The sequence below is a fragment of the Pontibacter korlensis genome, assembly GCF_000973725.1.
GTDB lineage: Bacteria > Bacteroidota > Bacteroidia > Cytophagales > Hymenobacteraceae > Pontibacter > Pontibacter korlensis.
The window spans coordinates 341,158-366,822 of the sequence record NZ_CP009621.1; the positions used below are offsets into that span (position 1 = coordinate 341,158).

Below are 25,665 nucleotides of genomic sequence, written 5' to 3' on the forward strand. Positions count from 1 at the left end.
TATAACGCAGTATATTTACGGGTTTACCAACACCTAAGTATAAATTATCTAACAATAATTTATAATAACACCAAATGTTTAAACACTAAACGTGGACCTTGGTGCCAAGTCTCGTTTTTTTCAGGACAGCTACCCTCCACGCTGGAAAAAACAAAGCCGCAACCATACATGGCTGCGGCTTCACCTGTGCCTGATAAGTTGTTCTCTTAGCCTACCAACTGGTTCACATATTGCACATATTCAGCACGAGCTTCCTCCTGCCCCTTGCCCTCCTGCTTCTTCCAGGCATCCCATTTGGCGATATTCTTAAAGTCAAAACCTCCCGGGCGCTCTGTCGTAACATCACCTTCTGTAGCCTGCTTGTAGAGGGCGTACAGTTTCAACAGCACCTCGTTGCTTGGGCGCTCGGTCAGGGTTTGAGATTTTGCTACTGCGCTTTCGAATTCTTCTTGTGTGGCCATTTTAATACGCTTTTAAAGTGAAAAGATGAGATGCATTAAGATAAGCAAACAAGCTCTGCATGCATAACGTTATCTGTTTTGTATGCTAAAGATTTTATATAACTTTAAAAACCTGCAGCTACATCATCACTAGCTATAGGCACTTTATTAGTATGACACTTACCAACCTCACCTATGAAATATAAAAAGCCCAAAGCAACCGCCCCGGCATCGCTTCTGGTTGCCTGCCTGTTGGCAGGTTCTGGTTGCTCCTCCAGCAACACCAGCAGTGGCACATCTGCCACTACACAAGCTACCGAAGCTGCAGCTACGCAAAATGAGCAAGCACAGCCGCCAATAGCCAAAAAGGTACCGAAAGAGCTTACCACCCATGGCCACACCCGCATAGATAACTACTATTGGCTGAATGAGCGGGAGAACCCGGAGGTGATAGCTTACCTGAACGCCGAGAACGCGTACACCAAACAAATGCTGGCCGATACCGAAGAGCTGCAGGAGCAGCTTTATGGCGAGATGGTGGGCCGCATAAAGCAGACCGATGAGTCAGTGCCCTACAAGGACAATGGCTACTGGTACTTTGTGCGCTATGAAGAAGGCAAAGAGTACCCGATCTTCGCTCGCAAAAAAAGCACCATGGAGGCACAGGAGCAGGTCATGCTGAACGCCAACAAGCGTGCAGAGGGTAAAAGCTACTACAATGCCGCGGGCCTGAGTGTTAGCCCTGATAACCAGTTGTTAGCTTTTGGGGAGGACACGGTGAGTCGCCGCAAGTATACCATCCGCTTTAAAAACCTGCAGACCGGTGAGCTGTTGGCTGACGCCATCCCAAACACTACAGGCGGAGCCGTGTGGGCCAATGATAATAAAACTGTCTACTACTCTGTAAAAGACCCTGCCCTGCGCTCTTTCAAGATCTTTAAGCACACCTTGGGCACTCCTGCCTCACAGGATAAAGAAATCTACCACGAGGCAGACGAAACCTTCAGCACCTATGTGTTCAAGACCAAGTCCGATAAGTATATCATGATCGGCAGCCACAGCACGATGGCGCAGGAGTACCGTTACCTCGAGGCCAACAACCCAAACGGCGCCTTTAAAGTAATTCAGCCGCGGGAGCGTGGCCTGGAGTACAGTGTAGACCATTTCGGCGACAATTTCTACATAGTAACCAATAAGGATGGCGCTACCAACTTTAAGCTGATGCAGACCCCTGTTAACAAGACGGGCAAGGAGAACTGGAAAGAGCTGATCCCGCACCGTGAAGACGTGTTGCTGGAGGGGATTGAGATCTTCAAGGACTACCTGACGCTGCAGGAGCGTAAGAATGGCCTTACCCAAATCCGAATCAAAGGCTGGAAAGACGCCAAAAACGATTACTATATTAATTTTGACGAGGAGGCCTATACGGCCTACATCGGCAACAACCCAGACTTCGACAGCAAGGAACTGCGCTTTGGTTATACTTCGCTTACCACGCCCTACTCAACCTACGACTACAACATGCAGACCAAGGAGCGCGAGTTGCTGAAGCGTGATGAGGTGGTAGGCAATTTCGACCCAAAAAACTACGAAGCCAAGCGCATTTACGCTACTGCCGACGATGGTACCAAGCTTCCTGTATCGCTGGTGTACCGCAAGGGACTTACCCTGAACGGAAACAACCCCACGCTACTTTATGCCTACGGCTCCTACGGCAACAGCATGAACCCTAGCTTCAGCTCGGTACGACTCAGCCTGCTCGATCGCGGCTTTGTGTACGCCATTGCGCACATTCGTGGTGGTCAGGAAATGGGGCGCCAGTGGTATGAGTATGGGAAAATGCTGAAGAAGAAAAATACCTTCACCGACTTTATCGATGCCTCCGAGTACCTGATTGAGCAAAAGTATACCAATCCGGATAAACTGTTTGCCATGGGTGGCAGTGCCGGTGGTTTGCTGATGGGTGCTGTAGTGAACATGCGTCCTGAGCTCTACAAAGGTGTGATCGCGGCTGTTCCGTTTGTGGACGTCGTGACCACCATGCTCGACACCAGTATACCGCTTACAACCAGTGAGTTTGACGAATGGGGAAACCCGGCCGAGAAGCAGTATTACGACTACATGCTTTCTTACTCGCCATACGATAATGTAGAAGCTAAAGAGTACCCGAACATGCTCGTTACCACCGGCCTCCACGACTCGCAGGTGCAGTACTGGGAACCTGCCAAATGGGTAGCCAAACTCCGCGAGATGAAAACTGACGATAATATGCTCTTGCTGCATACCAATATGGAAGCCGGACACGGCGGTGCCTCCGGTCGTTTCCAGCGCTACAAAGAAACTGCACTGCAGTACGCTTTCCTGCTAAACCTGCTGGAGCAAGAGAATCAATAACCGCAGATGCGGACTGGCCAGCCATATAGGAACAGAGAAGGCGACCCTTTGGGTCGCCTTCTCTGTTCCTATCAAACATTATGCTTACATAAAAGCCCTATCTCTTAGAAGAAAAACACTCATCGTGATTCTATGCTGCTGTCTTCATGATTTGGGAGAACCTTTAAGCCCCAGATCCTTTGTACGTTTCCTGATCTTTTTCATGAAGCCTACACCCGGGTCTACCTTCTGGGTTCTGTAACCGGAATCTACTTCCTTCCAGAGTGGATGGCCCTCAAAATCCTTGTACTCATAGTGCCCGATCAGGTACTCAATGTCATACCTGCTTTTTAGATATCTTACTAACTCTTCATTGGCTTTCAGCTGGGCTTTGGTTAACCCCTCGCTCCCTCCTCCCACGTTCTCTACACCTATGGCACAGTGGTTCAAGCCAATGACGTGTCGAGCAAAAGCCGTATCGGGAAGCTGGCGGTAAACAGTACCATCCCGGTCTACCAGAAACTGAGCGGATACATTTAGGTTACTTGCTGCACCAATCTCGGTACGGGCACCAGGCAGCAGCGTCGGGTTCATGGCTGCGAAAGATCTTTCCAGAGTAGGTATGGCTGTCCAGTGCAACACGATCATTTTGGGCTCTATGTAGGGAGCGTCCTTTTGCATGTTGTACCTGGCTTCCATGTACTCTAAGGAGAGTTGCTTGCGCTCCTGATCAAACACGATGGGCTTTTCTACTATTTTGAAAGCTGGTCCGGCACAGGCGCTCAGAAACAATAGGCCTATGGCCCCCACTCTTACCACCATCCCTTTAAATGGCCTTGTGATCACATTCATCTATAGTTCTTTTGTTGTTGCGATAGATTTACTTGCTCTATTATGGGCACACTTTAAAGCTGCCTCTCACTTACATGCACATAATGCTCCTCAGCCCGCAGTGTCTCCTGGTGGGCTTCTTCCACTTTTCCCAACTTCTTCAGAATGAAGGCTCTGTTCATATGGCATTGCGCTGCCACATACGAGTCGGGGAAAGAGCGGGCAGATTGGGTGAACAACTCATAAGCATGCTGCAGTGAGGTAGCGTCTCCTTTTGCCATCAGCTCCTGCGCTCGCAGGTAATCCTGGTGCCAGAGGCGGGCCGTTTCGCTCATGCGTTCAGCCTCTTGAAGAGCCTTGAAAGGAGGAAGCTTCACCTGTGAGTTTTTATCAAGTATAGGAGGAACCTGTTTGCTGAAAAATTTCTCCAACGCTGCTACATAAGCACGTGCCTCCTTGCGGTTGTACGCCCGCTTCTTCAGCCGCTTCTCTTCCGAAGTATTGGTAAAGAAGGAGGCCTCTGCTATTACACCCGGAATACCATAAGTGTCGCGCAGGACCTTAGTGCCCGCCGTCGCAAAAATAGTATGATCTGATACCAGGCTTGCTGGTGTATTCCCATTATACAAATGCTCAGCAAGAGCCTGCGCTATATCTTTGCCTAAAGCAACACTGGCAGCATTCTCAGAAGCATTTCCGTGAAAGTAAATGATTGGGAAATTAGCCTTGGCGTCAGCAGTGGCATTGTGGTGGACCGACAGGAAAACATCAGCCTGGCTCTCTATAGCTAACTTAGCGCGTTCCGCTAGCGGTATATTGTCATCGGCCGTGCGTGTCATCAACACCCTGGCCCCTTTCTCCTCCAGCATTTTTTGCAGCAGTAGCGCCACCCGTAAGTTAATCCACTCTTCTCGCTCACCAGTAGGCCCTGCGCGGTAACTATCTGTTTCTGCCGTACCCCCATGCCCGGCATCCAGGCAAATGATTTTACCTATCAAGGGACTGGCCCGCTCCTGGGCAAGTATAGAAGCGGGGTGCACAGACATGCATAACATGAGTAGTAGGAAGATTAGGTATCCGGACATAGCTAGCGTATACTTTAGAAGGCTGTGGTTTACTTAATAAGTTTCGGATCTACATAGGTGCCATAGCGGGTGGCATTGCCTGTTCGCCAGAAATACTGATACAGCACTTCTGATAGCTCCTCCACCGTGTGCTCAGCCTGCCCCTCTACTTTATAACTTTCCATCACGGCCACGGCATAAGGTCGCTCGGGCAGCAAGATAATAGCCCACTCCGTCGAAACGCCATTCAAAACACCTGGTTTGAAGGCTATCGGCACATGGCCTGGCAACCTTGTTGCTAACCGGCTTGTCTGGCGATCCGTTTTCTTCAGGATAGAAATGATTTCATCTGAAGTAGTCTTGTTGATAAACTCTCCTTTATAAAGTAGCTGCAGGATTTTAGCCGCATCAGCCGGAGTAGAAAGGTTCTCCTCTCCCCTACCAGAAGCTGCTGAATTGATCATTTTGCGCTGAACCAGCGTTTGCTTTGCACCTAATGACCGTAGCATAGAATTAATTTCTTGCATGCTCACCAGATCAATAAGCGAATTGGTAGCAGTATTGTCGCTCAGCGTAATCATTAGCACACCCAGGTTCCGGATGCTCACCGAAGGCAGGTCCACCAGGTCCTTCAGAATGCCGGTTCCGCCTACTACATCCGTGGCAGCCACTTCACGCTTATCAGAAAGAGTGAACTTTCCCTCATGTGCCTGTTTGTATACGCTCATCAGGATGGGAACCTTGATGGCACTGGCCTGCGGAAACACCACATCAGCGTTGAAAGAGAAGGTATCCCCTGTGGTAAGATCAACAGCCACCAGCCCAGTAATCGCCGGTGATCGGCTGATTAACTCACCCAGCTGTCTCTCTGTTTGCTGCCGCAGCACTTTATGGGCAGAAGTCTGTGCAGTAGCATGTAAATTCATACAAAACAAAATCAACCCGAGGAAAATAGCTGAAATACTCTTCATACTTAAATATAATAAAAAAAGAAAGTCCTCCTTTTCAGGAGGACCTCTAAATCTAACTACAGCTTCAATTTATTCAGGAATGTTCCACCAAAGCGGAGTCAGCAAGCGGTACTGCTCTGAATTATCTCCGATCTGAGCACCATTTCGGTTCTGCTCGTTGGTTTCGTAAACCATGGCCTGTATCCATTGATTCGGATCATTGGCATTGAACACAACCGTGTTGATGTTTGCCGGACGCTGCAGGTAAGGTCCGTAAATCTCTTGGCTGTAGTCCATACGGCGCATATCTACCCATGTCTCAGGGTTCAGGCATTGTGTAATGTACTTCTGACGCATGATATGGCTCAGGCCTTGTGTCAGGTTATTAAAGTGCTGTTCTACACCATTAGCAAGCTGCGCACTCCAATAAGCATTGATTTCATCAGCCGACACGCCCAGTTTGCGCATGTTGGCTTTCACGCCTTCTTCGTAAGCGGCCAATGCTCCAGATGCATCATTAGAGCGTAAACGAGCTTCAGCCTCTATCAGCTTTACTTCAGAATATGTAATGAAAGGGAATGGAGAAGTTGCTCTTGTATAGAACCCGCTGTTTTTAAACTGTCCATAATCATCAACGTCTGTAAACTGACCGGTACCTCCCTGGCCTCCTGCTAAACCTAAGCCTGACTTCAGGCCGCGGTATTGCCCATCAGACGGAGCCGGTTCCATGATACGGCTTATGCGTGGATCCTGGTAATCGGTTTCTGTAACGGGCAGGTTTTGTAACAGGTCCACAAAGAACTGAGTCCAGGTGAAGTAGCGGTTGTTCACCGGATCGGCAGCAGTAAAGCCACCCCAGCTGTACCACGGGTTTTCGTCAGTCTGTTGCCCGCCTTCCAAGTAGGCAAACTCTGCGTCCATACCATCTGCATTAAAGCCATTCTGGGTAGCCTCGATAATCTTCTGGGCATCGTACAGGCTGCTCTTTTTAGACAGATGGTTCAGGTACCGGGCCTTCAATGACCATGCAAAGCGACGCCACTTGTCCACATCCCCTTGATACATGATATCTCCCCCACTGAAGTTCAACGGAGTCTTGTTGTTTGGATTGTCAAAAGCAACAATGGCCTCATCCAGCAGTTGCTGAATGCGCTGGTATACTTCTTCCTGAGAGTTGAAGGTGGGCGTAAGGTTGATCTGAGAATTCCCGTCATAGTAGTCATCTACCACAATTGCTCCGTACTGATCCGTCAGCATACCCAGATTGAGCGCCAGAAGGGTTTTGCCGGCTCCCACAAAATGAGGGTTACCTTCTTTCTCGCCCAGCACAATAAGGTCTACACAGTTAGGCATGGTGAATACGTAGGCGTTTTGCCAGAAGAAATAACTGGCTGTAAACCTCCACGTTTCAGCATTCCTGTTCGAACCTGTTGTAAGGGCTGTAGAGGCGTACTGCGTAACAGCGGCAACTTCTCGGGAGGCCCGCCACATAGACGACCCATTGGAAGTGGTAATGGCACCTACCAATCGGCTATGAGCCGGCACAGAGGTTGGCAGGTTGGGGTCATCATTTATATCCAGATAACTTTCACAAGAAGTATTGAACAGTAAGGTTGTAGCAACTAAAAGCAGCTTTATATTTAAAAATCTCCTTTTCATGAGAAAACAAATTTACAGGGTTAATTTCAATCCAATGTCAAAACCACGGGTCGCAGGAACACCCAGGTTGTCAAAGCCAAACGAACCGGAGCCTCCCACACCGGCACCGCTTCCTGATACTTCAGGATCAACGCCAGAGTAATCTGTGATAAGGACCAGGTTACGGCCGGTAGCAAAAACCTGCAGGTTGCTGATTGGTGTTTTTTCTAGTATTTGCGACGGCAAATTGTAAGTTAAGGTGATGTAGCGCATTCTTAGCCAGCTGCCATCTTCCACAAAATCGTATCCCTGAAAAGGGTAGATTGTTTGGTAGTAGTTCTGATCCAGCACCACACTCTTAGTGTTAGGCTCACCAGTTGACTCTATCACTCCTTCAAATACCCTGGTTTGGCCTCTATCAAGCGTCTTGGTGCTCAGGCCGGAGCGCACCAGCGTGTTTTCCGTAGCGTTGTAAATATCACCACCCACACGAATATCCCACAGGAAGGAGAGTGACAGGTTTTTGTAGCTAAATGTATTTGTGATACCGCCTGTCCAGTCAGGGTTACGGTCACCGATGTACTGCAGCGTAGACTGTACCTGCGGATACCCCTCGTCGTTGAGCAGTAACTGCCCCTGCTCATTTCGCTTCCAAACGTTACCGTTGATGCCAAACAAAGAACCTCCTAAGAAGGCAGCGCCCTGCGCCACAGAGCCAGCTACCCATGCATCTGATAACTCAACACGGTCAAGGGTACCAGGCAGTTCTTTTACAGTGGCTGTGTTTTTAGCAATGTTAAAGTCTAGCTGCCAGGTGAAGTTCTCATTTGTAACCGGCTGCGTGTTCAGCATTAATTCTACTCCTTCATTGTCGATGCGGCCACCATTCATGTAGGCCAAGAAAGCTCCGGAAGATGGAGGTGTTCGGGTTCCAAGTATCTGTTCGTCGGTACTGGTTTTATAGTATGTGAAGTCCAGACCTAACCTGTTGCGGAAGAAGCGAACATCAGCACCTAACTCGATAGAATTTGTGAACTCCGGCTTCAGTGCAGGGTTACCGTAGTAATCATTCGCATTGGAGATAAAACCACGCGGAGCGATGGTAAAGCTGTTGGTAGCAGTAGCAAGCGTTGTTGCCAACACATGCGGAGGAGCGTCCTTGCCTACTCTAGCCCATGACGCTCTTATCTTAGCAAACGAGAGCACACTGCTTCCTGAGATGGCACCCATATCTTCCAGCAGATCTGTTATAACCAGTGATGTGCTTACCGATGGGTAAAAGAAAGAACGAGAGCTGACTGGCAAGGTAGAGGACCAATCGTTTCGCCCGCGGAAGCTCAGGAAGGCAATTCCTTTCCAGTCCAGGTTTAAGTCCCCGAATACACCCACTATCCTGCGTTGTGAGATAGCCTGTGAGATGGTTCTGTCGGTTTGTACCACGTTGTTTATACTTGCAAAACCTGGATCGATGAAGTTACGGCCGTACCAAGTAGCAGTCTGGCGACGGGAATCCTCAGCATTGTGCCCCAAGGTGAGACTTGTATTAAAATCGCCAAATGATTTCTTACCTGTTACCAGCAAGGTAGAGGTTGTGATGCGGTTATTAGTGGTAGACTCCGATATGGCACCTCTTTCCTCACCAACCGTTGTCGTACCAGGCATACGGACACTCTTGAAATTATCCGTATAGTAATCTGTACCTAAACGGTAAGTCACATTCAGGAACTCAAATGGATCATAAATAACCGTACCAACAGCCATAATCCGGTCCACGTCGCTGGTAATTGGCTTGTTTCGGACACTCCAGTGCGGGTTGTCATTAACGCCAATGGTGCGCTGCGTTCCATCCGGGTTCAGGTAAAGACCCATATCATCGTTCAGAGGCCAGTACACAGCACCCATCACACCACTGGCACTACCCTGCGACACATACGTTCTTCCGGTTTTAATGTAGTTGGCCGTACCGCCGATTTTTAGTTTCTCTCCGACTTTGGTATCAGCTGACAGGCGGAAAGAGTTACGTTCCAACGCTGTGTTTTCAACAATACCCCCCTGGTCGAAGTGAGAGGCAGAGGCATAGAATGTGGAGCGGTCATTTCCTCCGCTTACAGATAAGTCATGTTTCTGTGTGAAAGCTGACTTGAACATGCTCTCCAGGTTATTGTACCTGGTTTCATTCGCACTGAAGGCTGGCCCCCAGGATCCCATAGCTGCCGGATCAAAGTCGCCCTGCTCTCCTTGCTTATACACAGACTGGAAGTCCGGAAGCTTGTTCACTTTATCAAAAGAGAAGGTGTTGGAATAGTTGATTTTTGCTTTGCCAGCCGTTCCTTTTTTGGTCGTGATAACCACTACACCTTCCGCTGCCCTTAGGCCATAAAGCGCAGCCGCAGAAGGTCCTTTTAGTACTGTAATACTAGCGATGTCCTCTGGGTTGATATCAATAGCCCGGTTAGAAGCAGGTGCTGTTCCTGCCGAAAGCCCCCCCTGCCCCACTGGCGTGGTATTGTCTATCGGAATACCGTCCACCACGTATAGCGGCTGGTTGTTGCCACTCAGCGAGGTACCACCCCGAATCATCATGATAGCTGATGCTCCCGGAGCTCCTCCTGAGTTTGTTATCTGTACGCCGGCTACCTTGCCTTGCATAGCATTTACAATGTTAGCTTGCTGGGTTTCTGTGATGTCTCTGGTTTGTAGTTCCTGCACAGAGTACCCGAGAGCTCTTTTCTCCTGCTCCACACCAAAGGCTGTTACCACCACCTCTCCTAAGTTCTGCGAACTTTCCTGCAAGGCTACATTGATGGTGGAAGCGTTGCCCACCTTCACCTCTTTTGTCAGAAAGCCAATGTATCGAAACACAAGACTGCTGCCTGCAGGAGCCTGGAGCGTAAACTGCCCGTCTGCATCGGTATGGGTGCCGGTTGTTGTTCCTTTAACCGCCACACTGACACCAGGTAAGGGGTTGTTATCTGCTGCCGAGGTTACCTGGCCGGAGATTGAAACGCTTTGTGCCCACCCTTGCCATGGCATGAAGCTGACATAGGCAAGGAAGAAAAGTAGTAATAGTTTCCTCATAAGTTCTACGTTATAACTTTAACTTTCTAATACTCAGAAATCTATATTACTTAATATTTCAGAACAATGCAGTATATCAGAGGTATTATTTTGAGCTAAAGTGCTCAAAACCTTCACTATTTATATCTGGAATCATGCAGCACGCACCTTAACTCCATAAGTAAACCCGACGCAGGATCTTTGCGTTTACAGCGGCTTTAAAAAACAAAAAGCGGGAGTGCTAGCAGGGCAACTCCCCTGCTGGCATTCCCGCTTCAATGGTGAGTATACTGTTTGTCAAACCCTGCCAGGTAGGCTAGTGTTCATACAGCTCCTACAGGCAATCAATATTTTCTTACTGTACCTTCAGCACAATTTTACCAAACTGTTTACCAGCCTCCATGTAGCGCATAGCCTCTTCGGCTTTCTCCAGCGGATATACTATATCCACCACAGGGTGTATCTCCTTCTCCTCTACAAGTCGTACCATCTGGGCAAAGTCTTGGGCTGTGCCCATGGTGCTACCGTAAATAGATAGCTGCTTCCAGAAAATTTCTGCCGGGTTTAGCTGCCCGATCATTCCCGTAGTGCCACCATACATGCTAATACGACCACCTGGCTTTGCCAGCTTCACTAACTGCACAAAACCCTCGCCGGCCGCGCTGTCAATAATCACATCAAAGCCTCCTGTCTGGGCTTTCAGATCCTTACCCCAGTTCTCCTGCTTATAGTTTATACCTCCGGCAGCACCCAGATCCTGGGCCAGGCCTATTTTTTCATCTGCACCGGAGGTAACCCATACTTCAGCTCCGGCAGCCAAGGCAAACTGTAGGGCAAACAGTGCCACACCACCACCAGCGCCTGTTACCAGCACCCGCTCCCCAGCCTGTAACTGGCACTTTGTAAACAGGGCACGGTAAGCAGTTACTCCAGCCAACGGTAAGGCCGAGGCTTCTTCAAAACTCAGGTGCAGCGGCTTCTGATATAGATTATCGGCAGGTACTTTCACATATTCGGCAAAGGCTCCATCGGCAGGCATACCCAGTATCTTAAACTTCTCAGCATGTGCCCGCGGGTTGTCTCCCCAGTCAGTAGAGGGGTCTACCATCACCTCCTGGTTTAGCCAGATCTTATCAACACCCTCTCCTAGCTCAGTTACTACTCCGGCACAATCAGAGCCAAGTATAGCCGGATACTTCTTTATAAAGTATTTTCCTTTCTGAATCCACACATCCCGACGGTTTAGGGCAGCCGCTTTTACCTGTACTACTACCTCTCCGGGGCCAGCAGCTGGTTTCTCTTTCTCTATGATGGTGAAGGGAGTGTTGATATCGTCTAAGTATAATGCTTTCATAAAATCCGTTTTAGAAATAATACGCACTTATATAGACAAAGATAAGGTTTACAGGCTGAGTTGAAAGGCTACCCTTGGTTGGCATTTGTGCTGACAGCACTTAACTTGCGGGCAACGCCAACATATACCACATGAGCACAAGCAAGCACATACGCCAAGCCACAACTGCCGACATTCCACTAATCATGCAACTGGCAGAAGCCACCTGGGAGCCAACTTACCGCAGCATCCTTACAAAGGAGCAGCTAGATTTCATGTTTGGAGTAATCTACACGGAAGAAGCTTTGCATAAACAGATGCAGCAGGGACAGACATTCTTACTCTTCCATGAGGAGGAAGGCCAGCCAGTAGGATTCGCTTCTTACTCGCTAAAAGACGAAGCAGAGAAAGTATACAAGCTGAATAAAATCTACCTGCTGCCCCAGACCCAAGGCAAAGGCTACGGCAAAGTACTTATACAAGCTGTGGAACAGGAAGTGAGGGAACTTGGCGGAGCTGTACTCGACCTGAACGTAAACCGGTATAACGCAGCTAAAAGCTTTTATGAACGCTGTGGCTATCATGTACACCAGCAGGAGGATATACCAATAGGCCCTTATTGGATGAACGATTTTGTAATGCGCAAAAGCCTGAAATAAAAAAGGGCAGCCATTGGCTGCCCTTTATAACTCACTTTAAACTATGCTCAGAACCTAGCGGTGTGCTATTGGGTCTGCGCTACCGTCTGGATCACCGTTTACATAACCGTCCGTTACTGGTTTACCTCCAGTAAGCAACAGTACACCTGCAACGTGCGGAGAGGCCATAGAAGTACCACTAATAGTATTATATCCACCATCTTTCCAGGTCGATTTGATACTTACACCCGGCGCACAATAATCTACAGGAGGGTTACCAAAATTAGAGAAGCTGGCAAATGTATCTGTAGAGTTCATGGCAGATACAGTAAAGATGTTTGTGTGATTTGCACGAGCCGGAGATGAATTATTGGCATCAGCACCATCATTACCGGCTGCTAGAGCAAAGAAAACACCCTTAGAGGCTGCACTTATCACTGCATCATCCAAAGCCTGTGACACAGGTCCTCCTAAGCTCATATTAGCCACATCACCAGCTTTTGCATTAGCAGCAACATAGTCTACTCCAGCGATAACACCTGAGTACGAACCACTTCCTCTGGAGTCAAGAACTTTTACAGCTACTACAGTGGCATCATATGCTACACCGATCACACCTGTTGTATTGTTTTTAGCAGCAATGGTACCAGCTACGTGAGAGCCATGTCCGTTACCATCATCAGCAGAGTTCGCATCTCTACCGGTTGTAAACACTGTTATACTACGGGCAGCATCTACATTCAAATCTGGGTGGTCAAGGTCGATACCCGTGTCAATTACCCAGGCAGTTTTACCAGCGCCGCTTGCATAGCCTACCCGATCAATTCCGTAAGGAACTTCCTGGGCACCACCGCCACTGCCGCCTGTGCCAGGCTTGGCTAGCATTACTACTCTGTCTGGCTCCACGTATGCTACACGCGGATCTTTGCGAAGCTGCTCAGCCTCTTCTGCAGAAAGCTTTACGGCAATACCCTTCACGGCCTGGCCAAAAGTCTGCTCTACTTTAAAGTCACTGATACCGTTATCAGCCAAGATACTCTTGCTGACTTCGCGTACTGTTTCAATGCGTTGCTGATAGGAAGCGCCATTGCCAAGACGAAGGTTAGCGCCATCTTTATATACAACAATATACTGCCCTGCTATAATTGCACCATTTTGACTTTCTGCCTGAAATTCAGCCATTGGTTCAGCCACATCGCCAGACTCATTATCGCAGGCGGTGAAGGTGCATGAGAACGTTACTGCTGCAGCTCCTAACATAAGTGAGCGCATCACATTTTTGAAATGTAATCTGTTTTTCATGGGGGAAATTTTAAGGTGAATAAAAAGTTATTTATAGGAACAATAATTCCAAACTATTGATATTGGACAACATACACAAATAATTTTATCTAAATATTTATCCACACTATATAGAAATCCCTCCTGTGTTACGCATTAGGTGATTTTACCAGAACAACAGTTGCACGTGTTTTTGATGACTTTGATGTGAGAGCCAATTAGATGGTTAGCTTCCATTTTGAAGAGGACAAACACATTAATACGTGTTTGTATTTAAGCCGGACAACATCAAATCCAACTCATTAGAAAATTACAAATTTTCTAATGCCTTATTTTACCTAATGCACGTTAACAATAGTAGCTATATAGCTAAAAAGAATTATCTTTAACTACAAAGAGAAAAGTAAAAGCACTATGAAGAAACTGTTCTTATCTCCTCTTAGCCGGCCAATGCTATTTGCAGCGTGCCTGCTGCCCCTGTTCAGCTGCAACAAAGGATCTTCTAACGAGACGGATGGTGAGCAAACTGAGGCTGTAGCTGAAGATGAGCAAACACTGGAGCCTTTGACTACTGAGACCGCTGTTGCCAAGTTGGAGGCATATGGCCAAAACAACCAGGATAGCCTTGCAGTGATCAGTACCCGCCATGGCGACATAAAAGTGCGCCTTTATAAGGATACACCATTGCACCGGGCCAATTTTGTGCGCCTTACCAAGGCTGGCTTCTATAACGAGGGTGAGTTTTACCGTGTCGTGGAGGGCTTTGCCATACAGGGCGGCGATTCCGACGAGCGGCAGATGAGTCAGGGCGCTTATAAAATTCCTCAGGAGTTCAACCCTAAGTACATTCACAAGCGTGGTGCACTGGCCATGGCACGCTATGGCGATGACCGAAACCCGGATAAGGAGTCGTCTTCCCATAACTTCTATATTGTTACCGGTAAACCAGTAAGCAAGGACGAGCTACTGGCGTTTGAGCAAAAGCATGGTATCGACTACACGCCTGAGCAAGAGAAAACCTACTTATCAGTAGGCGGTGAGCCTGGCCTGGATACAGAGTATACTGTTTTTGGGGAAGTGGTAGAAGGCATGGATGTAGTAGAGAAGATTGAGAAGGAGCCTGTAGATGCTTCTGACTGGCCACGCCAGGTTGTACCGCACACCATTAAGATCGTAAACGAATAGGAGATCAATTCTTCTGCTAGGCAAAAAAGCAAGAGGCGCTGCAAAACTGCAGCGCCTCTTGCTTTTTTGCTTTATCTTATACTTACCAGATTTTGATTCGCTCCTCTTCGCCACGAACCATAGGCTCACCTTGGTTGCACCCAAACGCCTCGTAAAACTGTGGCATGTTGGCCACCGGCCCGTTGGTACGGAAACGTCCTGGAGCGTGTGGGTCCGTCAGGATCTGTTGGTTTTGTGCCTCATCGCGCATGTTCACGCGCCAGATCTGAGCCCAGGCCAGGAAGAAGCGCTGCTCTGGCGTAAGCCCATCGATGTTACCAGGGTGTGTCTCTACCAGTGCCTTTTGGAGCGCTGTGTAGGCAATGTTTAAGCCACCGATATCGGCGATGTTCTCCCCTAGCGTCAGCTTTCCATTTACATGCAGGTTATCCAGTACAGTGTACTGGCTATACTGATCTACCACGGCGTTGGCTCTGGCATTAAACTTCTCCAGGTCCTCTTCGGTCCACCAGTCTTTCAGGTTGCCCTCAAAATCATACTTGGCTCCCTGGTCATCAAAGCCGTGGGTTAGTTCATGCCCGATCACTGCACCCATACCACCATAGTTCACGGCATCATCGGCGTTCGGATCGAAGAACGGAGGCTGCAGGATACCGGCCGGGAAAACGATCTCGTTCATACTTGGGTTATAGTATGCATTAACCGTAGGAGGCGACATAAACCATTCCTCACGGTCTACCGGCTGGCCGATCTTCCCGATGTTATCACGGAAGGCAAACTGGCTGGCACGCATCACATTGGCCGCATAAGAGTCACGTTTTATCTCAAGGCCTCTGTAGTCTTCCCACTTGTCTGGGTAACCGATTTTAACGGCAAAGGACTCCAGCTTCTGCAGCGCACGCTGCTTGGTCTCTTCTCCCATCCAATCCAAGTCGCGGACGTGCTCCTTAAACGCCTCCTGCAGGTTATGTACCATCTCCAGGGCCTTTTGCTTAGCCTCCGGCGAGAACGTCTTCTGTACGTACAGCTGCCCTAGTGCCTCACCCAGCGCACTGTCTGTAGCACGCAGCACTCGCTTCCAGCGCGGCTGCATCTCCTGCGCGCCGCTCAGCACTTTGCCATAGAAGTTGAAGTTCTCCTGCACAAAATCCTGGCTCAGGTATGGAGCTGTAGTGCGAGTCAAGTGCCAGGTAGTATAGGTTTTCCAGTCTTCCAGGGGCATACTTTTCAGCATCGTGTTTAGCTCTTTGAAGAATGCTGGCTGGCCCACGATGATCTCTTTGGCAGCTGTAGCACCCATACCGCCGAGCAACTGGCTAACCTTCAGGTTAGGATTTTGGCTGGTGAACTCCTGGACAGTCATCTTATTGTAGTTGGCATATGGGTCGCGCAGCTCCACGCGTGCCTTAGAGGCCTTCGCCAACCTTGTCTCGATATGCATCACGGTCTGCGCTTTCTTCTGAGCCGCAGCGGCATCATCACCCAGCAACTGGAAGATGTTCTGAAGGTGCTTTACATACTCTGTACGGATGGTCTTTGACCGCTCATCATCCTTTAAATAATAGTCTCGGTCTGGTAGACCGAGGCCGCCTTGCCCAGCCTGCAGCGCATACTGTGTACTTACCTTGTCATCCTGGGATACATACATACTGAAGTAGCCGCTAATGCCTTTGGTCTTCAGGTCAGCCACCGCTTTGATCAGGTCATCAGCAGTTTTCACAGACAGAATCCTGTCCAGCTCCGGCTTTATCGGGTTAACTCCGGCCTTGTTAACAGCTACTGAGTCCATGCCTGACGCATAAAAATCGCCTACCAGTTGTGTAGCAGAACCTTTGGCAGCCGTTGTGTTAGATGATGCTTCTGTTAGCAGCTCACGCAGCACAGCATTGTTTTTTTCTGCCAGCTCGTTAAAAGATCCCCAACGGCTTTCTGAAGCTGGGATAGGGTTGTTTTTTATCCAACCTCCGTTGGCATATTGATAAAAGTCTACGCAAGGGCTTACGGTGGTATCCATGTTGGCCAGGTCCAGGCCGCGCCCCTCTACAGTTTCTGTCGTGTCAGCTGTACCTCCATCCGTGGTAGAGGAGCTACAACCTCCTAACAGCACACCTACAAGCGCAGCAGAAAACGGCAACAAGTATGTTTTTCTCATAATCTGACAGTTTGGTTAGATAAGCATTTAAGGTACAAACTTTTTGTACTAGTTTCAAAAGTGATACAGCTTATAGATGATCTGTATTCTCATATATCCGAAAAAAGGTTTATCTTAACAGGCACTAAGCAAGTATCCTTGCTGGCAAGCAGAAAATGTTGACCGAGAAACCCAATTATAAAGTTTTAAATAACAGCGACTACTGTGAGTTTGGCTACGATGCTGACCTGCAGGCCTTAGTGCTGACCTATAAGCGCAGTGGTTCCTCGAAGGAGTTCCGGAACAACCATTATGAGCTACTAAAGGTGATGGAGAAGGTACGTGTAAGCCGTATGCTGGTAAACACCCTAGACCTTGGTGCTGTAGCTCCTGAAGACCAGCGTTGGCTAGGTGAAAACATTATTCCTAAAATGGTAAAGTTTGCTCTTGATGGCTACCTATATATTGCTGTGCTAGCACCCGAGAAGAAAATCTTCACTCAGCTAGCTGTAGAAATGATAGAGCAACTCTCTGAAAAAACAGGTATGTACACCAACAAACATTTCCATAGCCTGAGCGCGGCCAAAACCTGGCTTCGGGAGCAGCAGCTACAGTCGTAGCAGCCTTTTACATACCTTAACCAGCCGCTCCTGCGATAAGCCAAGCCTGTACAAAGTATAAATCAAGAAATAACTGCACTGCAGCCTATATACCCCGAGCTGCCTATACTTGCGTGCTGAGGTTATTACCTTTGCTGGCAACACAACAAACGGGGCACACCTGCGCACACGCTCCACAATTTCCTGGTCCTCGAGCAAAAGCAACTGCTCATTAAAACCACCTGCTTTTTCGAACACATCGCGCCGCACAAACAGGCTTTGGTCGCCAAAGCGAACGGCATCTACATCAAACCTGGTGAACCAGGCATTCAGGCGCAGGAACCAGTGCTGAAAGTCGAACTTCAGGCGGTAGCAGCCACTACCGTATCCCTGCATTACCGCCCGTGTCAGTTGCTCCTCAAAATCTGGTGGAGGAAACGTGTCGGCATGCAGGAAGTATAAAATGTCTCCCGCGGCTATACGTGCACCAGCGTTCATCTGCGTGGCGCGTCCTTTCCGCTCACACCCTAGCACTCTTGCTCCTGCCGCTGTGGCTATACGTTGTGTGATGTCTGTACTTCCACCATCGGCCACAATTACTTCTGTTACTGCACTAGTGTGGCTCCGTAAATAGCCTACCAACTCGCCTATTACAGCCTCTTCGTTGTAAGTTGGTATGATGATGCTAAGCTTCAAGGGCAGGAAAGTATAGGTATTGAGGGAAGTACGGTAAATACGTATGAGAGGTACAGCTCAACTCAACTGCTGTAGGCAGCTATGTACATAATCAAAGCAAAACGCCCCGACTGCAGGGCAGCCGAGGCGTTTTATAAGTAGAGATCTGATGCTTATTGCACCGGACGGTTCTTCACGTATTTATCCAACCACTGGTCCATCTCCCACAGCATGTGCAGGATAGACTCTTTGGCGCGGTAGCCGTGGCTCTCGGCTGGCAGGAACACCAGTCGGGTGGTGGCACCGTGGCCTTTCAGGGCATTATAAAAACGCTCACTCTGGATCGGGAAGGTACCAGAGTTATTGTCAGCCTCGCCGTGGATAAGCAGGATTGGCTCATTTACCTTGTTGGCAAAAGAGAAAGGCGACATCTGGAAGTATACTTCCGGGGCATCCCAATACGTACGCTCCTCAGCCTGGAAACCAAATGGCGTCAGGGTACGGTTATAAGCTCCACTACGCGCAATACCAGCAGCAAAAAGGTCGGAGTGCGCCAACAGGTTACCTGTCATGAAAGCACCGTAAGAGTGACCGCCCACGGCCACACGCTTCGGATCGGCCACGCCCATTTTCACCACCTCGTCGATAGCTGCCTTGGCGCTGGACACCAGCTGCTGCACATAGGTATCGTTTGGCTGCGCGTCGCCTTCGCCTACAATCGGAATATCGGTTCTGTCGAGCACAGCGTATCCTTGCGTTACCCAGAACAGTGGAGAGCCCCAGCTGATGCGGGTAAACTCGTAAGGCGAGCTTTTTACCTGGCCAGCAGCAGAAGCATTCTTGAACTCACGTGGGTAAGCCCACAGCAGCATCGGCAGTGGCGCATCTCCTTTTTTATAGTCTTTCGGCAAGTATAAAATGGCAGTCAGGTTCACTCCGTCCTCACGCTTATACTTCAGCATTTGCTTCTGCACACCTTCCAGCTGTGGGTTAGGGTGCGGGAACGTTGTTACCTGCGTCAGCTTCTTGTCGTCAATGTCGCGCACGAAGTAGTTAGGTGGATCATTCTCAGACTCTCTCCTGGTAATAATCTTTTTGTCGTTCAGGTCGATGATATCTACCGGACGCTCATAATATGGCGCCTCTGATCTCCAGAGAATGTTACCCTTCTTTGATTTCAGGCTAAACTCACTCACGAACGGACGGTTACCTTCCGGCGAGCCGCCTTCTGAAATCATGTAAATGTTCTGCTTCTTCTTATCAGTAAGCAATACACTGCGCCCGTACTTGTTCTTGGTGAATACCGGAGAGCCTGGGTCGTTGTAGTTGTCCTCGTAAGAACGCTCGATCAGCACCGTTGCCTTGGCAGGTTTAGATGGGTCAACCAAGATGCTGCGCTCAGTACGCGTTTTCCACCAACGCTCGTTTACGATCGCCATACCTTCGCCCCACATCACGCCACGGTAGCGGTACTTGGTAGCTGCCAGTTTAGCTGGCTTGCCATTGAATGGAGCATCCAGCATATACACATGGTCGCGCACGGCAGCCTCTTTGTTGGCATCTCCGCCATCCTGCGCCTCAGCCCAATACAATGTAGCAGGCTTGTCCGGGCGCCAGCTGTAGCTGCGTGGTCCTTTCGCTACGGCATCAAACGCGATGGGAATATCCTCGGCTAAGGGCAGCTTTGCCAGCTCTTTTACCACTTGGCCGTTGCGGTTCCATACTTCAACTTTGTACGGGAAGTAGTAATGCGGCACCAGGTAAGAGTATGGCTTCTGCATGGTCTCTACCAACAGGTATTGCCCGTCTGGCGATGTCTCCACACTTTTGATGATACCCGCCTGTCCTATCGGCTCCTGCTTTCCGTCCACGCTCACCAGCTTAAGCTGCGTCTGCATATAATAGTCGAACAGCTGCTCATCGTTGCGGTTCTTCAGCAGGTCCTGATACGTGCGCGATGGCTTTGCCTTACCAATGTTCTGCTGCACGGTTGGTCCGGCAGGCACAGTAGAAGCCTTCGGCATTTCGCCACGATTCTCGTCCACAAACTTTACCACCAGCCCTTTGCTGTCAGAAAGCCACTCAAACGGACGACCGCTGTAGGCATCGTTCACCACCGCCTCCGTCAGCTTTTTAGCTTCTCTTGTACCCAGGTCGGCTATCCACAGTTCAATGCCGTTTGCCTTGGTGTTGGTGAAAGCGATATACTTCTCGTCCGGCGACCAGGTAACGTTTGAAAGCTGTGCGTTCTGTGGCAGACCCTTGATCTGAAATTCGTCCGCATTGCTCACCTTCTTCAGCTTTAAGCCATTATAGTAGTAACCACGGCTTGGCCCATTGGTGGCAGGGTTAATGCGCATGCCAGCCAAACGGCTCTCCGGTGCCGACACTTCTTCTATACTTGGGTAGCCCGGGCTTTCGAGCAGCAGCATCCATTCGCCTTTGGCGCTTATACTTACAGATGGTGTGTTAGGCGCTTCAATAATAGATGCAATAGCCTCTGGCGGCCGCTGGTAGCCAATGTTTGTGTCCTGCCCGCCTTGCGCCAGTGCCACAGGCGCGGCTCCGGTTAGAAGCAACGCGCACAGTAGCCGAGAGGCCACACGCTTGGCAGCTTTGCTGTTTGTAAAGTTCATGTTATAGATGATTGGTTAAGGTTAGTTTATGAGTAGACTACAGAGAAAGAAGAGGGTTTAATGCATAATATTAACATTTCTAAATATATTATTCTTTCTATTTATTATCTTAGTGTTATACCATAAATTATTTAACAACCACATACTCCACCACCTACTGTTATTAAAATAAAGATGGAGCTCTACTATAATTCTAAAGTAAGGCTAAGCTACAATTGGGAAATAGCATCAATAAACAGAGGCCAGTAACAGCTGTAGTGCAACTACTAAACTCAATTGATACAAGGGAAATTTTACACTATACAAACTACCATTCTAACCTACTAAGCTATGCTAAACAAAATGCACTCTCTCCTTTGCGGAGCTATCCTCAGCCTCCTCTTTCAGACCAATACCTCTGCCCAGCAACTTTCCAAACTTGAAGTCGGCCAAAAGGAGACCTATGTAGTCGCAGGCAACGTGCTGCAAGTGGATACACTCATCCTGCATGACAAAGCCACCCTGAAGTTTCCCTCAGGGCAGCAAAGCAGCTTGAAGGTAGCTCATGCTGTAATCGGGCAGCAGTGCACGATTACGGCCGCTGGCCAGGATGGCTCACCCGGTCGCCTTAACAACAACGGAGGGGACGGGCAGGATGCAGGCCACCTGCACCTAGAAATGCACCTGGCTAAACTAGGCAGCCTCACCATTGACACCAGAGGCGGCAAAGGCGGGAACGGCTACGTCGGCAAAAACGGCATGAAAGCATCCGCCCCACTGAACGCCCCCAGGACGCGCACCTCAGGAGAAATAGGAACAGCACCAGGAGTGGGCGGCAACGGAGGCAACGTTACGCTTTACTACAGTACTAGCGGCTTCACTCCTATTTTCAACCATAAGGTTGCGCCACAACGCATTAACATATTTTATCAGGCAGGTGTAGTAGGGGCAAATGGTCGTGACGGAACATCTTACTATAAAGATGATAGGGGCAGACCCGGCTTGTCATACTCTCCTCGTAGTAAGGACCACATAGATGGTAAAGTCCAGATCGAGCGTGTAGATGCAAGCGTTAATTCAGGTCCATTCTAATAAGCACATCAGCGACTCAAAGAATGGCATTTGAAGATGCAAATTCCCTTTGGAGAAGCTTTCAAAGTCACTTTATACTTTCGTGAACAGCAATGATGGCCAACTATAGATCCGGAAGACACTCATCGTCCGGACTGAGTAGAGGTAAAAGATGTGGTAGATGGTAAATTACCTTCAAATCCGCTCTCAAATGACTGTAAATAGAAATCCTTGGCCTTACCTGATCGTTTGCATGATTGCTATTACAATTATCCTGCTCCCCGTGCTAACGGGGGTTATCAGAGCCATGATTGAGCGTTTGTATCAGCAATTAGTTTCTACGGATGCGACTATGTACGATACCTCAACGCATATCTATTTAACATGGGCTATACCCTTTTCTATTTTACCTGGTCCTTTTTCCTGTGCGTACTTGTTCCCTACAACTTTATTTACTATAAGGGATATATAGAAAAGAATATATTTAAAAAGCTTCTACTGTTTTATGGGCTGCAGGTACTGATGGGGATTCTACTTCCTTATGCGTCTCTTGTAGACCTTTACCCGGCAAGTGCATATCCTAAAGTGTTGTTTGTACACCTGCTGTTAACTATCACGCTTTGTCCTTTGTTTGACACTCCCATGCCTAAAGGCAGTAGGATTCTTGGGCTACCGAACCATTGTCCTTGTATATCTCCCAAGCTGAAACGGTCTGCCCGACCGCCTTGTTTCTTATATTACTAGCTGCGTTCACAGCCCGGTGCAGGGCATGTTTGCTGCAGCAAAGGTAACAGCCGGCAAGTGCAGGCGGTAGAACATAGGGTAAGACCGAGCCCAACAACAGTAAAGGGATGCTGCACCACATCGAGTGGTTCAAAAAGAAAACCAAATTCATCCCTTGGCTAAAGACCCAAGTGTTAGGGCTTTCTTTGGCATTTTCTCGTAATCTGATTCTAAACAAGATGTTAGCGAAAAGGGAAGCCAGTCCTCCTAATGCAGAAGGCCACTAAATACTCCACAGCACCAATAGTATACTTTCATATCAGCTAATTGTCTGAATCATACCTTTGATACCAATTAGCCAATACCTGCAGGTCAGTTGTTAATGAATTAGTATGATTGCACTTCTTTCTAAGACCAAGCACAACCTGCTGTCGATTTTATGTCACTGCTCCTTAGCATAAGAACATAAACTACTAAACAACAAGAAACCAATGTAATACTATGAAAATCAAGCTACTTCCATTTATACCACTGCTTCTGACTTCGGCTTACACCCATGCACAGAACCTTTCTAAACTTGAGGTTGGTAAAAAGGATATTCATGTTGTAACGAGTAATATCCTACAGATAGATACACTCATCATGCACGACAAGTCTACCCTGCTTTTTCCTAGTGGGCAGCATAATACACTTAAGGTGAAGTACGCTTCTATTGCCGACAACTGTACCATTTCATCAGCTGGCACAAACGGGAAGGCAGGGAAACTAGGCGTAGATGGAGAAAACGGCACAGACGCCGGAGGCCTCGACATTGATGTTCACCTGGTACAGCTAGGTAGCCTAACCGTAGACACACGTGGAGGTAGTGGAGGAAATGGTTACAGAGGTAAAAATGGTAGGAAACCCCGTACAGAAATACATACAAACAAGGTAGATGATGGCAAAGGTGGCGTTACTACCGTAACAACCGAACATATAGTAGACGGAACAGCAGGCGAGCAAGGAACTGCCCCCGGCGTTGGAGGAAACGGCGGCGATATAACATTTCGCTACAGCACAGGCGGGTTTATACCCAACTTTAACCGCAGTGATGCTAAGCGCAGCATATTCCTACTTTACCAGGCAGGAAAGACAGGGAAACCTGGGCGCGATGGCATTTCTTACGGGCGGGGCGAAGGGCGGTATGGTACAGTGCATCAAACACCGGACAAAGAGCGCAAAGACGGCAAACTGCTGATAGAGAAACGAGACTCAAGCGCACCTGCTGCAGCACAATAGCTTAGGCTTTTAAATGTACATCAGTTATGAATATCTACTGATATTACCCTCCCTTTGCTCCCGGCCGAAACTTATCATGCCTGTTTTAGCTTTAACAGGTAGCAACACCGTAACTTTGTACATGAGCAAGCGTTTTGACACACCCGATAAGGTTATTTATGTATGCACTGGCAGTAAGTGCAAGAAGAAAGGCGGCAAAGATTTAGGCAAGCTTTTCAGGAGTATGATCAAGGAAATGGGACTGAAAGGCCAGGTGGAAGTGGTAAAAACAGACTGCACCGACCGCTGCGACTTCGCCCCGGTTACCTGCATACAACCCGATAATCTTTGGACTCCCTACACTGATGAGCTGAAGGCCAAGGCCGCATTTCAGGAACATATATTACAGGCATCGCCCAAAGAAAACCATTGACACTCCCACGCCTAAAGGCAGTAGGATTCTTGGGCTACCTCGCTACTGCGACCGTATATCTCCCAAGCTGAAACGGTCTGCCCGACCGCCTTGTTTCTTATATTTCTAGCTGCGTTCACATCCCTGTCCAAAACATGTCCGTTAGAACAAGTCCAATACCTGTCCGATAGTTTCAGGTCGGTGTTGCGCCAGCCACAAACCCAGCAGTCCTGGGAGGTATGGTTTGGGGCTACCTTCACAAGCTCCCGACCATACCATTTGGACTTGTATTCCAGCATCTGCACGAACCCATGCCACCCAGCATCGCTGATGCTTTTAGCAAGCTTATGGTTCTTGAGCATATGCTGCACTTGCAGGTTCTCTACAACAATCGCTTGGCTCTCGCGAATGAGTTGCGTGGTCAGCTGGTGGTGGAAATCCTTACGTGTATTCCTGACTTTCAGGTGTATTCTGGCAAGCTTTGCGACAGCCTTTCGCCTGTTGCTGCCACCTTTCTTCTTCCTGCTGACCGAACGTTGCGCTTTCCTTAGCTGGTATTGATACTTGTACAGGTGCCTGGGGTTGTCCACCACCTGACCGTCTGAGGTGACCACAAAGGACTTGATACCCATGTCTAGCCCCAACACGTTTGTCACTGGTGGAAGCGGTGCTATCTCCACCTCACAGCACAGGGTCACATACCATCCATCTGCTTCCCTGATCACGCTGGCTGTCTTGATAACCCCCTGCACGTTCTGTGACTTGTGGTATTTGACCTTGCCGATTTTCGGTAGCTGGACTGTACAGGTATTCTCGTGCAGCTTCACCCCCTGCTTGTAGGTGAAGGAGCGATACTGGCCTCGCCTGGCGAACCTGGGGAAGCCTTTGCCTTGCTTGAAGAAGCCATCGTAGGACCTGAACAATCTATCTGTCACCTCCTGTAAAGTTTGTGAGTGCACGCACCCGATCCATTCCACGTCCCTGGCGATAGCAGAGAGCTCTTGCTGCATCTGGTTTTTGCCGATGGAAAGCTGGTGGTTCGAGTAGAGTTGCCTCTTGTAGTCCAGGCAGAGGTTATAGACATACCGGCACGAGCCAAGCCACTGTGCAAAAACCTGTGCCTGCGCCCTGGTGGGTTTGAGTCGGAAGCGGTATGTCTTGATCTGGTTCACTGGTTCTTTTGGCGCCTTGCCCGGTGCAAAGCATGTTTGCTGCAGCAAAGGTAACAGCCGGCAAGTGCAGGCGGTAGAACATAGGGTAAGATCGAACCCAACAAAAGTGAAGGAATGTCGCACCACATCGAGTGGTTCAAAAAGAAAACCAAATTCATCCCTTGGCTAAAGCCCCAAGTGTTAGGGCTTTCTTTGGCATTTTCTCGTAAAGCAACAAAGG

The 25,665-nt window shown here is 48.8% G+C and carries 19 protein-coding genes; 7 read left to right on the forward strand and 12 right to left on the reverse strand.

The window, feature by feature from the left end:
• Positions 1-206: 206 nt before the first annotated feature.
• The gene (locus tag PKOR_RS01445) at positions 207-461 is read right to left on the reverse strand and encodes an acyl-CoA-binding protein (protein WP_046308753.1); all 255 of its coding nucleotides are present in this window, start codon (positions 459-461) and stop codon (positions 207-209) included.
• Between the two features lie 174 nt (positions 462-635).
• Between PKOR_RS01445 and PKOR_RS01450 the strand changes: the two genes are divergently transcribed.
• On the forward strand, positions 636-2,834 hold the full coding sequence (locus PKOR_RS01450) for a S9 family peptidase (RefSeq protein ID WP_046308754.1): 2,199 nt from the start codon (positions 636-638) through the stop codon (positions 2,832-2,834).
• Positions 2,835-2,978: 144 nt separating this feature from the next.
• On the opposite strand, the gene PKOR_RS01455 is transcribed toward PKOR_RS01450, so the two are convergent.
• The 6 genes from PKOR_RS01455 to PKOR_RS01480 form a co-directional block, all read right to left on the reverse strand.
• On the reverse strand, positions 2,979-3,665 hold the full coding sequence (locus PKOR_RS01455) for an N-acetylmuramoyl-L-alanine amidase (RefSeq protein ID WP_235337113.1): 687 nt from the start codon (positions 3,663-3,665) through the stop codon (positions 2,979-2,981).
• Between the two features lie 53 nt (positions 3,666-3,718).
• The gene (locus tag PKOR_RS01460) at positions 3,719-4,690 is read right to left on the reverse strand and encodes an N-acetylmuramoyl-L-alanine amidase family protein (protein WP_235337115.1); all 972 of its coding nucleotides are present in this window, start codon (positions 4,688-4,690) and stop codon (positions 3,719-3,721) included.
• 68 nt (positions 4,691-4,758) lie between these two features.
• Positions 4,759-5,634 (reverse strand): serine hydrolase, encoded by an 876-nt coding sequence (locus PKOR_RS01465; protein WP_046308756.1) that lies wholly within the window; start codon positions 5,632-5,634, stop codon positions 4,759-4,761.
• 114 nt (positions 5,635-5,748) lie between these two features.
• Positions 5,749-7,317 carry a SusD/RagB family nutrient-binding outer membrane lipoprotein gene (locus tag PKOR_RS01470; RefSeq protein WP_046308757.1) on the reverse strand — a complete coding sequence of 523 codons (1,569 nt, stop codon included), beginning with the start codon at positions 7,315-7,317 and terminating at the stop codon, positions 5,749-5,751.
• Positions 7,318-7,329: 12 nt separating this feature from the next.
• Positions 7,330-10,374, reverse strand: coding sequence for a SusC/RagA family TonB-linked outer membrane protein (locus PKOR_RS01475; protein ID WP_046308758.1), 3,045 nt, complete (start codon positions 10,372-10,374; stop codon positions 7,330-7,332).
• Between the two features lie 334 nt (positions 10,375-10,708).
• Complete coding sequence (locus tag PKOR_RS01480; protein ID WP_046313913.1) at positions 10,709-11,707, reverse strand: quinone oxidoreductase family protein; 999 nt, start codon at positions 11,705-11,707, stop codon at positions 10,709-10,711.
• 131 nt (positions 11,708-11,838) lie between these two features.
• Here PKOR_RS01480 and PKOR_RS01485 point away from each other — a divergent pair, with 131 nt between their 5' ends.
• Entirely contained in the window at positions 11,839-12,345 is a 507-nt protein-coding gene (locus PKOR_RS01485; RefSeq protein ID WP_046308759.1) for a GNAT family N-acetyltransferase, read from the forward strand.
• Positions 12,346-12,399: 54 nt separating this feature from the next.
• On the opposite strand, the gene PKOR_RS01490 is transcribed toward PKOR_RS01485, so the two are convergent.
• Positions 12,400-13,626 (reverse strand): S8 family peptidase, encoded by a 1,227-nt coding sequence (locus tag PKOR_RS01490; protein WP_046308760.1) that lies wholly within the window; start codon positions 13,624-13,626, stop codon positions 12,400-12,402.
• A 393-nt stretch (positions 13,627-14,019) separates the two neighbouring features.
• On the opposite strand from PKOR_RS01490, the gene PKOR_RS01495 reads away from it, so the two are divergent.
• Positions 14,020-14,790, forward strand: coding sequence for a peptidylprolyl isomerase (locus tag PKOR_RS01495; RefSeq protein ID WP_052738664.1), 771 nt, complete (start codon positions 14,020-14,022; stop codon positions 14,788-14,790).
• A gap of 82 nt (positions 14,791-14,872) precedes the next feature.
• Here the strand turns inward: PKOR_RS01495 and PKOR_RS01500 are convergent, their stop codons facing one another.
• The gene (locus PKOR_RS01500) at positions 14,873-16,942 is read right to left on the reverse strand and encodes a M13 family metallopeptidase (protein ID WP_046308761.1); all 2,070 of its coding nucleotides are present in this window, start codon (positions 16,940-16,942) and stop codon (positions 14,873-14,875) included.
• Positions 16,943-17,097: 155 nt separating this feature from the next.
• On the opposite strand from PKOR_RS01500, the gene PKOR_RS01505 reads away from it, so the two are divergent.
• Positions 17,098-17,541 carry a hypothetical protein gene (locus tag PKOR_RS01505; protein ID WP_046308762.1) on the forward strand — a complete coding sequence of 148 codons (444 nt, stop codon included), beginning with the start codon at positions 17,098-17,100 and terminating at the stop codon, positions 17,539-17,541.
• On the opposite strand, the gene PKOR_RS01510 is transcribed toward PKOR_RS01505, so the two are convergent.
• Together PKOR_RS01510 and PKOR_RS01515 are read right to left on the reverse strand one after the other, a co-directional pair.
• A complete protein-coding gene (locus tag PKOR_RS01510; RefSeq protein WP_052738665.1) occupies positions 17,530-18,216 on the reverse strand; it encodes a TIGR04283 family arsenosugar biosynthesis glycosyltransferase in 687 nt (228 codons plus the stop codon). The two genes, PKOR_RS01505 and PKOR_RS01510, sit on opposite strands and share 12 nt — an antisense overlap.
• A gap of 152 nt (positions 18,217-18,368) precedes the next feature.
• A complete protein-coding gene (locus tag PKOR_RS01515) occupies positions 18,369-20,831 on the reverse strand; it encodes a S9 family peptidase (RefSeq protein ID WP_046308764.1) in 2,463 nt (820 codons plus the stop codon).
• A gap of 330 nt (positions 20,832-21,161) precedes the next feature.
• On the opposite strand from PKOR_RS01515, the gene PKOR_RS01520 reads away from it, so the two are divergent.
• The 3 genes from PKOR_RS01520 (at position 21,162) to PKOR_RS01530 (ending at position 24,294) form a co-directional block, all read left to right on the forward strand.
• Positions 21,162-21,902: a hypothetical protein gene (locus PKOR_RS01520; protein ID WP_046308765.1), complete on the forward strand. Its 741-nt coding sequence runs from the start codon at positions 21,162-21,164 to the stop codon at positions 21,900-21,902.
• Positions 21,903-23,105: 1,203 nt separating this feature from the next.
• A complete protein-coding gene (locus PKOR_RS01525; protein ID WP_046308766.1) occupies positions 23,106-23,882 on the forward strand; it encodes a hypothetical protein in 777 nt (258 codons plus the stop codon).
• A gap of 76 nt (positions 23,883-23,958) precedes the next feature.
• Entirely contained in the window at positions 23,959-24,294 is a 336-nt protein-coding gene (locus PKOR_RS01530; protein ID WP_235337117.1) for a (2Fe-2S) ferredoxin domain-containing protein, read from the forward strand.
• 11 nt (positions 24,295-24,305) lie between these two features.
• Here the strand turns inward: PKOR_RS01530 and PKOR_RS01535 are convergent, their stop codons facing one another.
• Positions 24,306-25,571 (reverse strand): RNA-guided endonuclease InsQ/TnpB family protein, encoded by a 1,266-nt coding sequence (locus tag PKOR_RS01535; RefSeq protein ID WP_084694687.1) that lies wholly within the window; start codon positions 25,569-25,571, stop codon positions 24,306-24,308.
• Between the last annotated feature and the right edge of the window lie 94 nt (positions 25,572-25,665).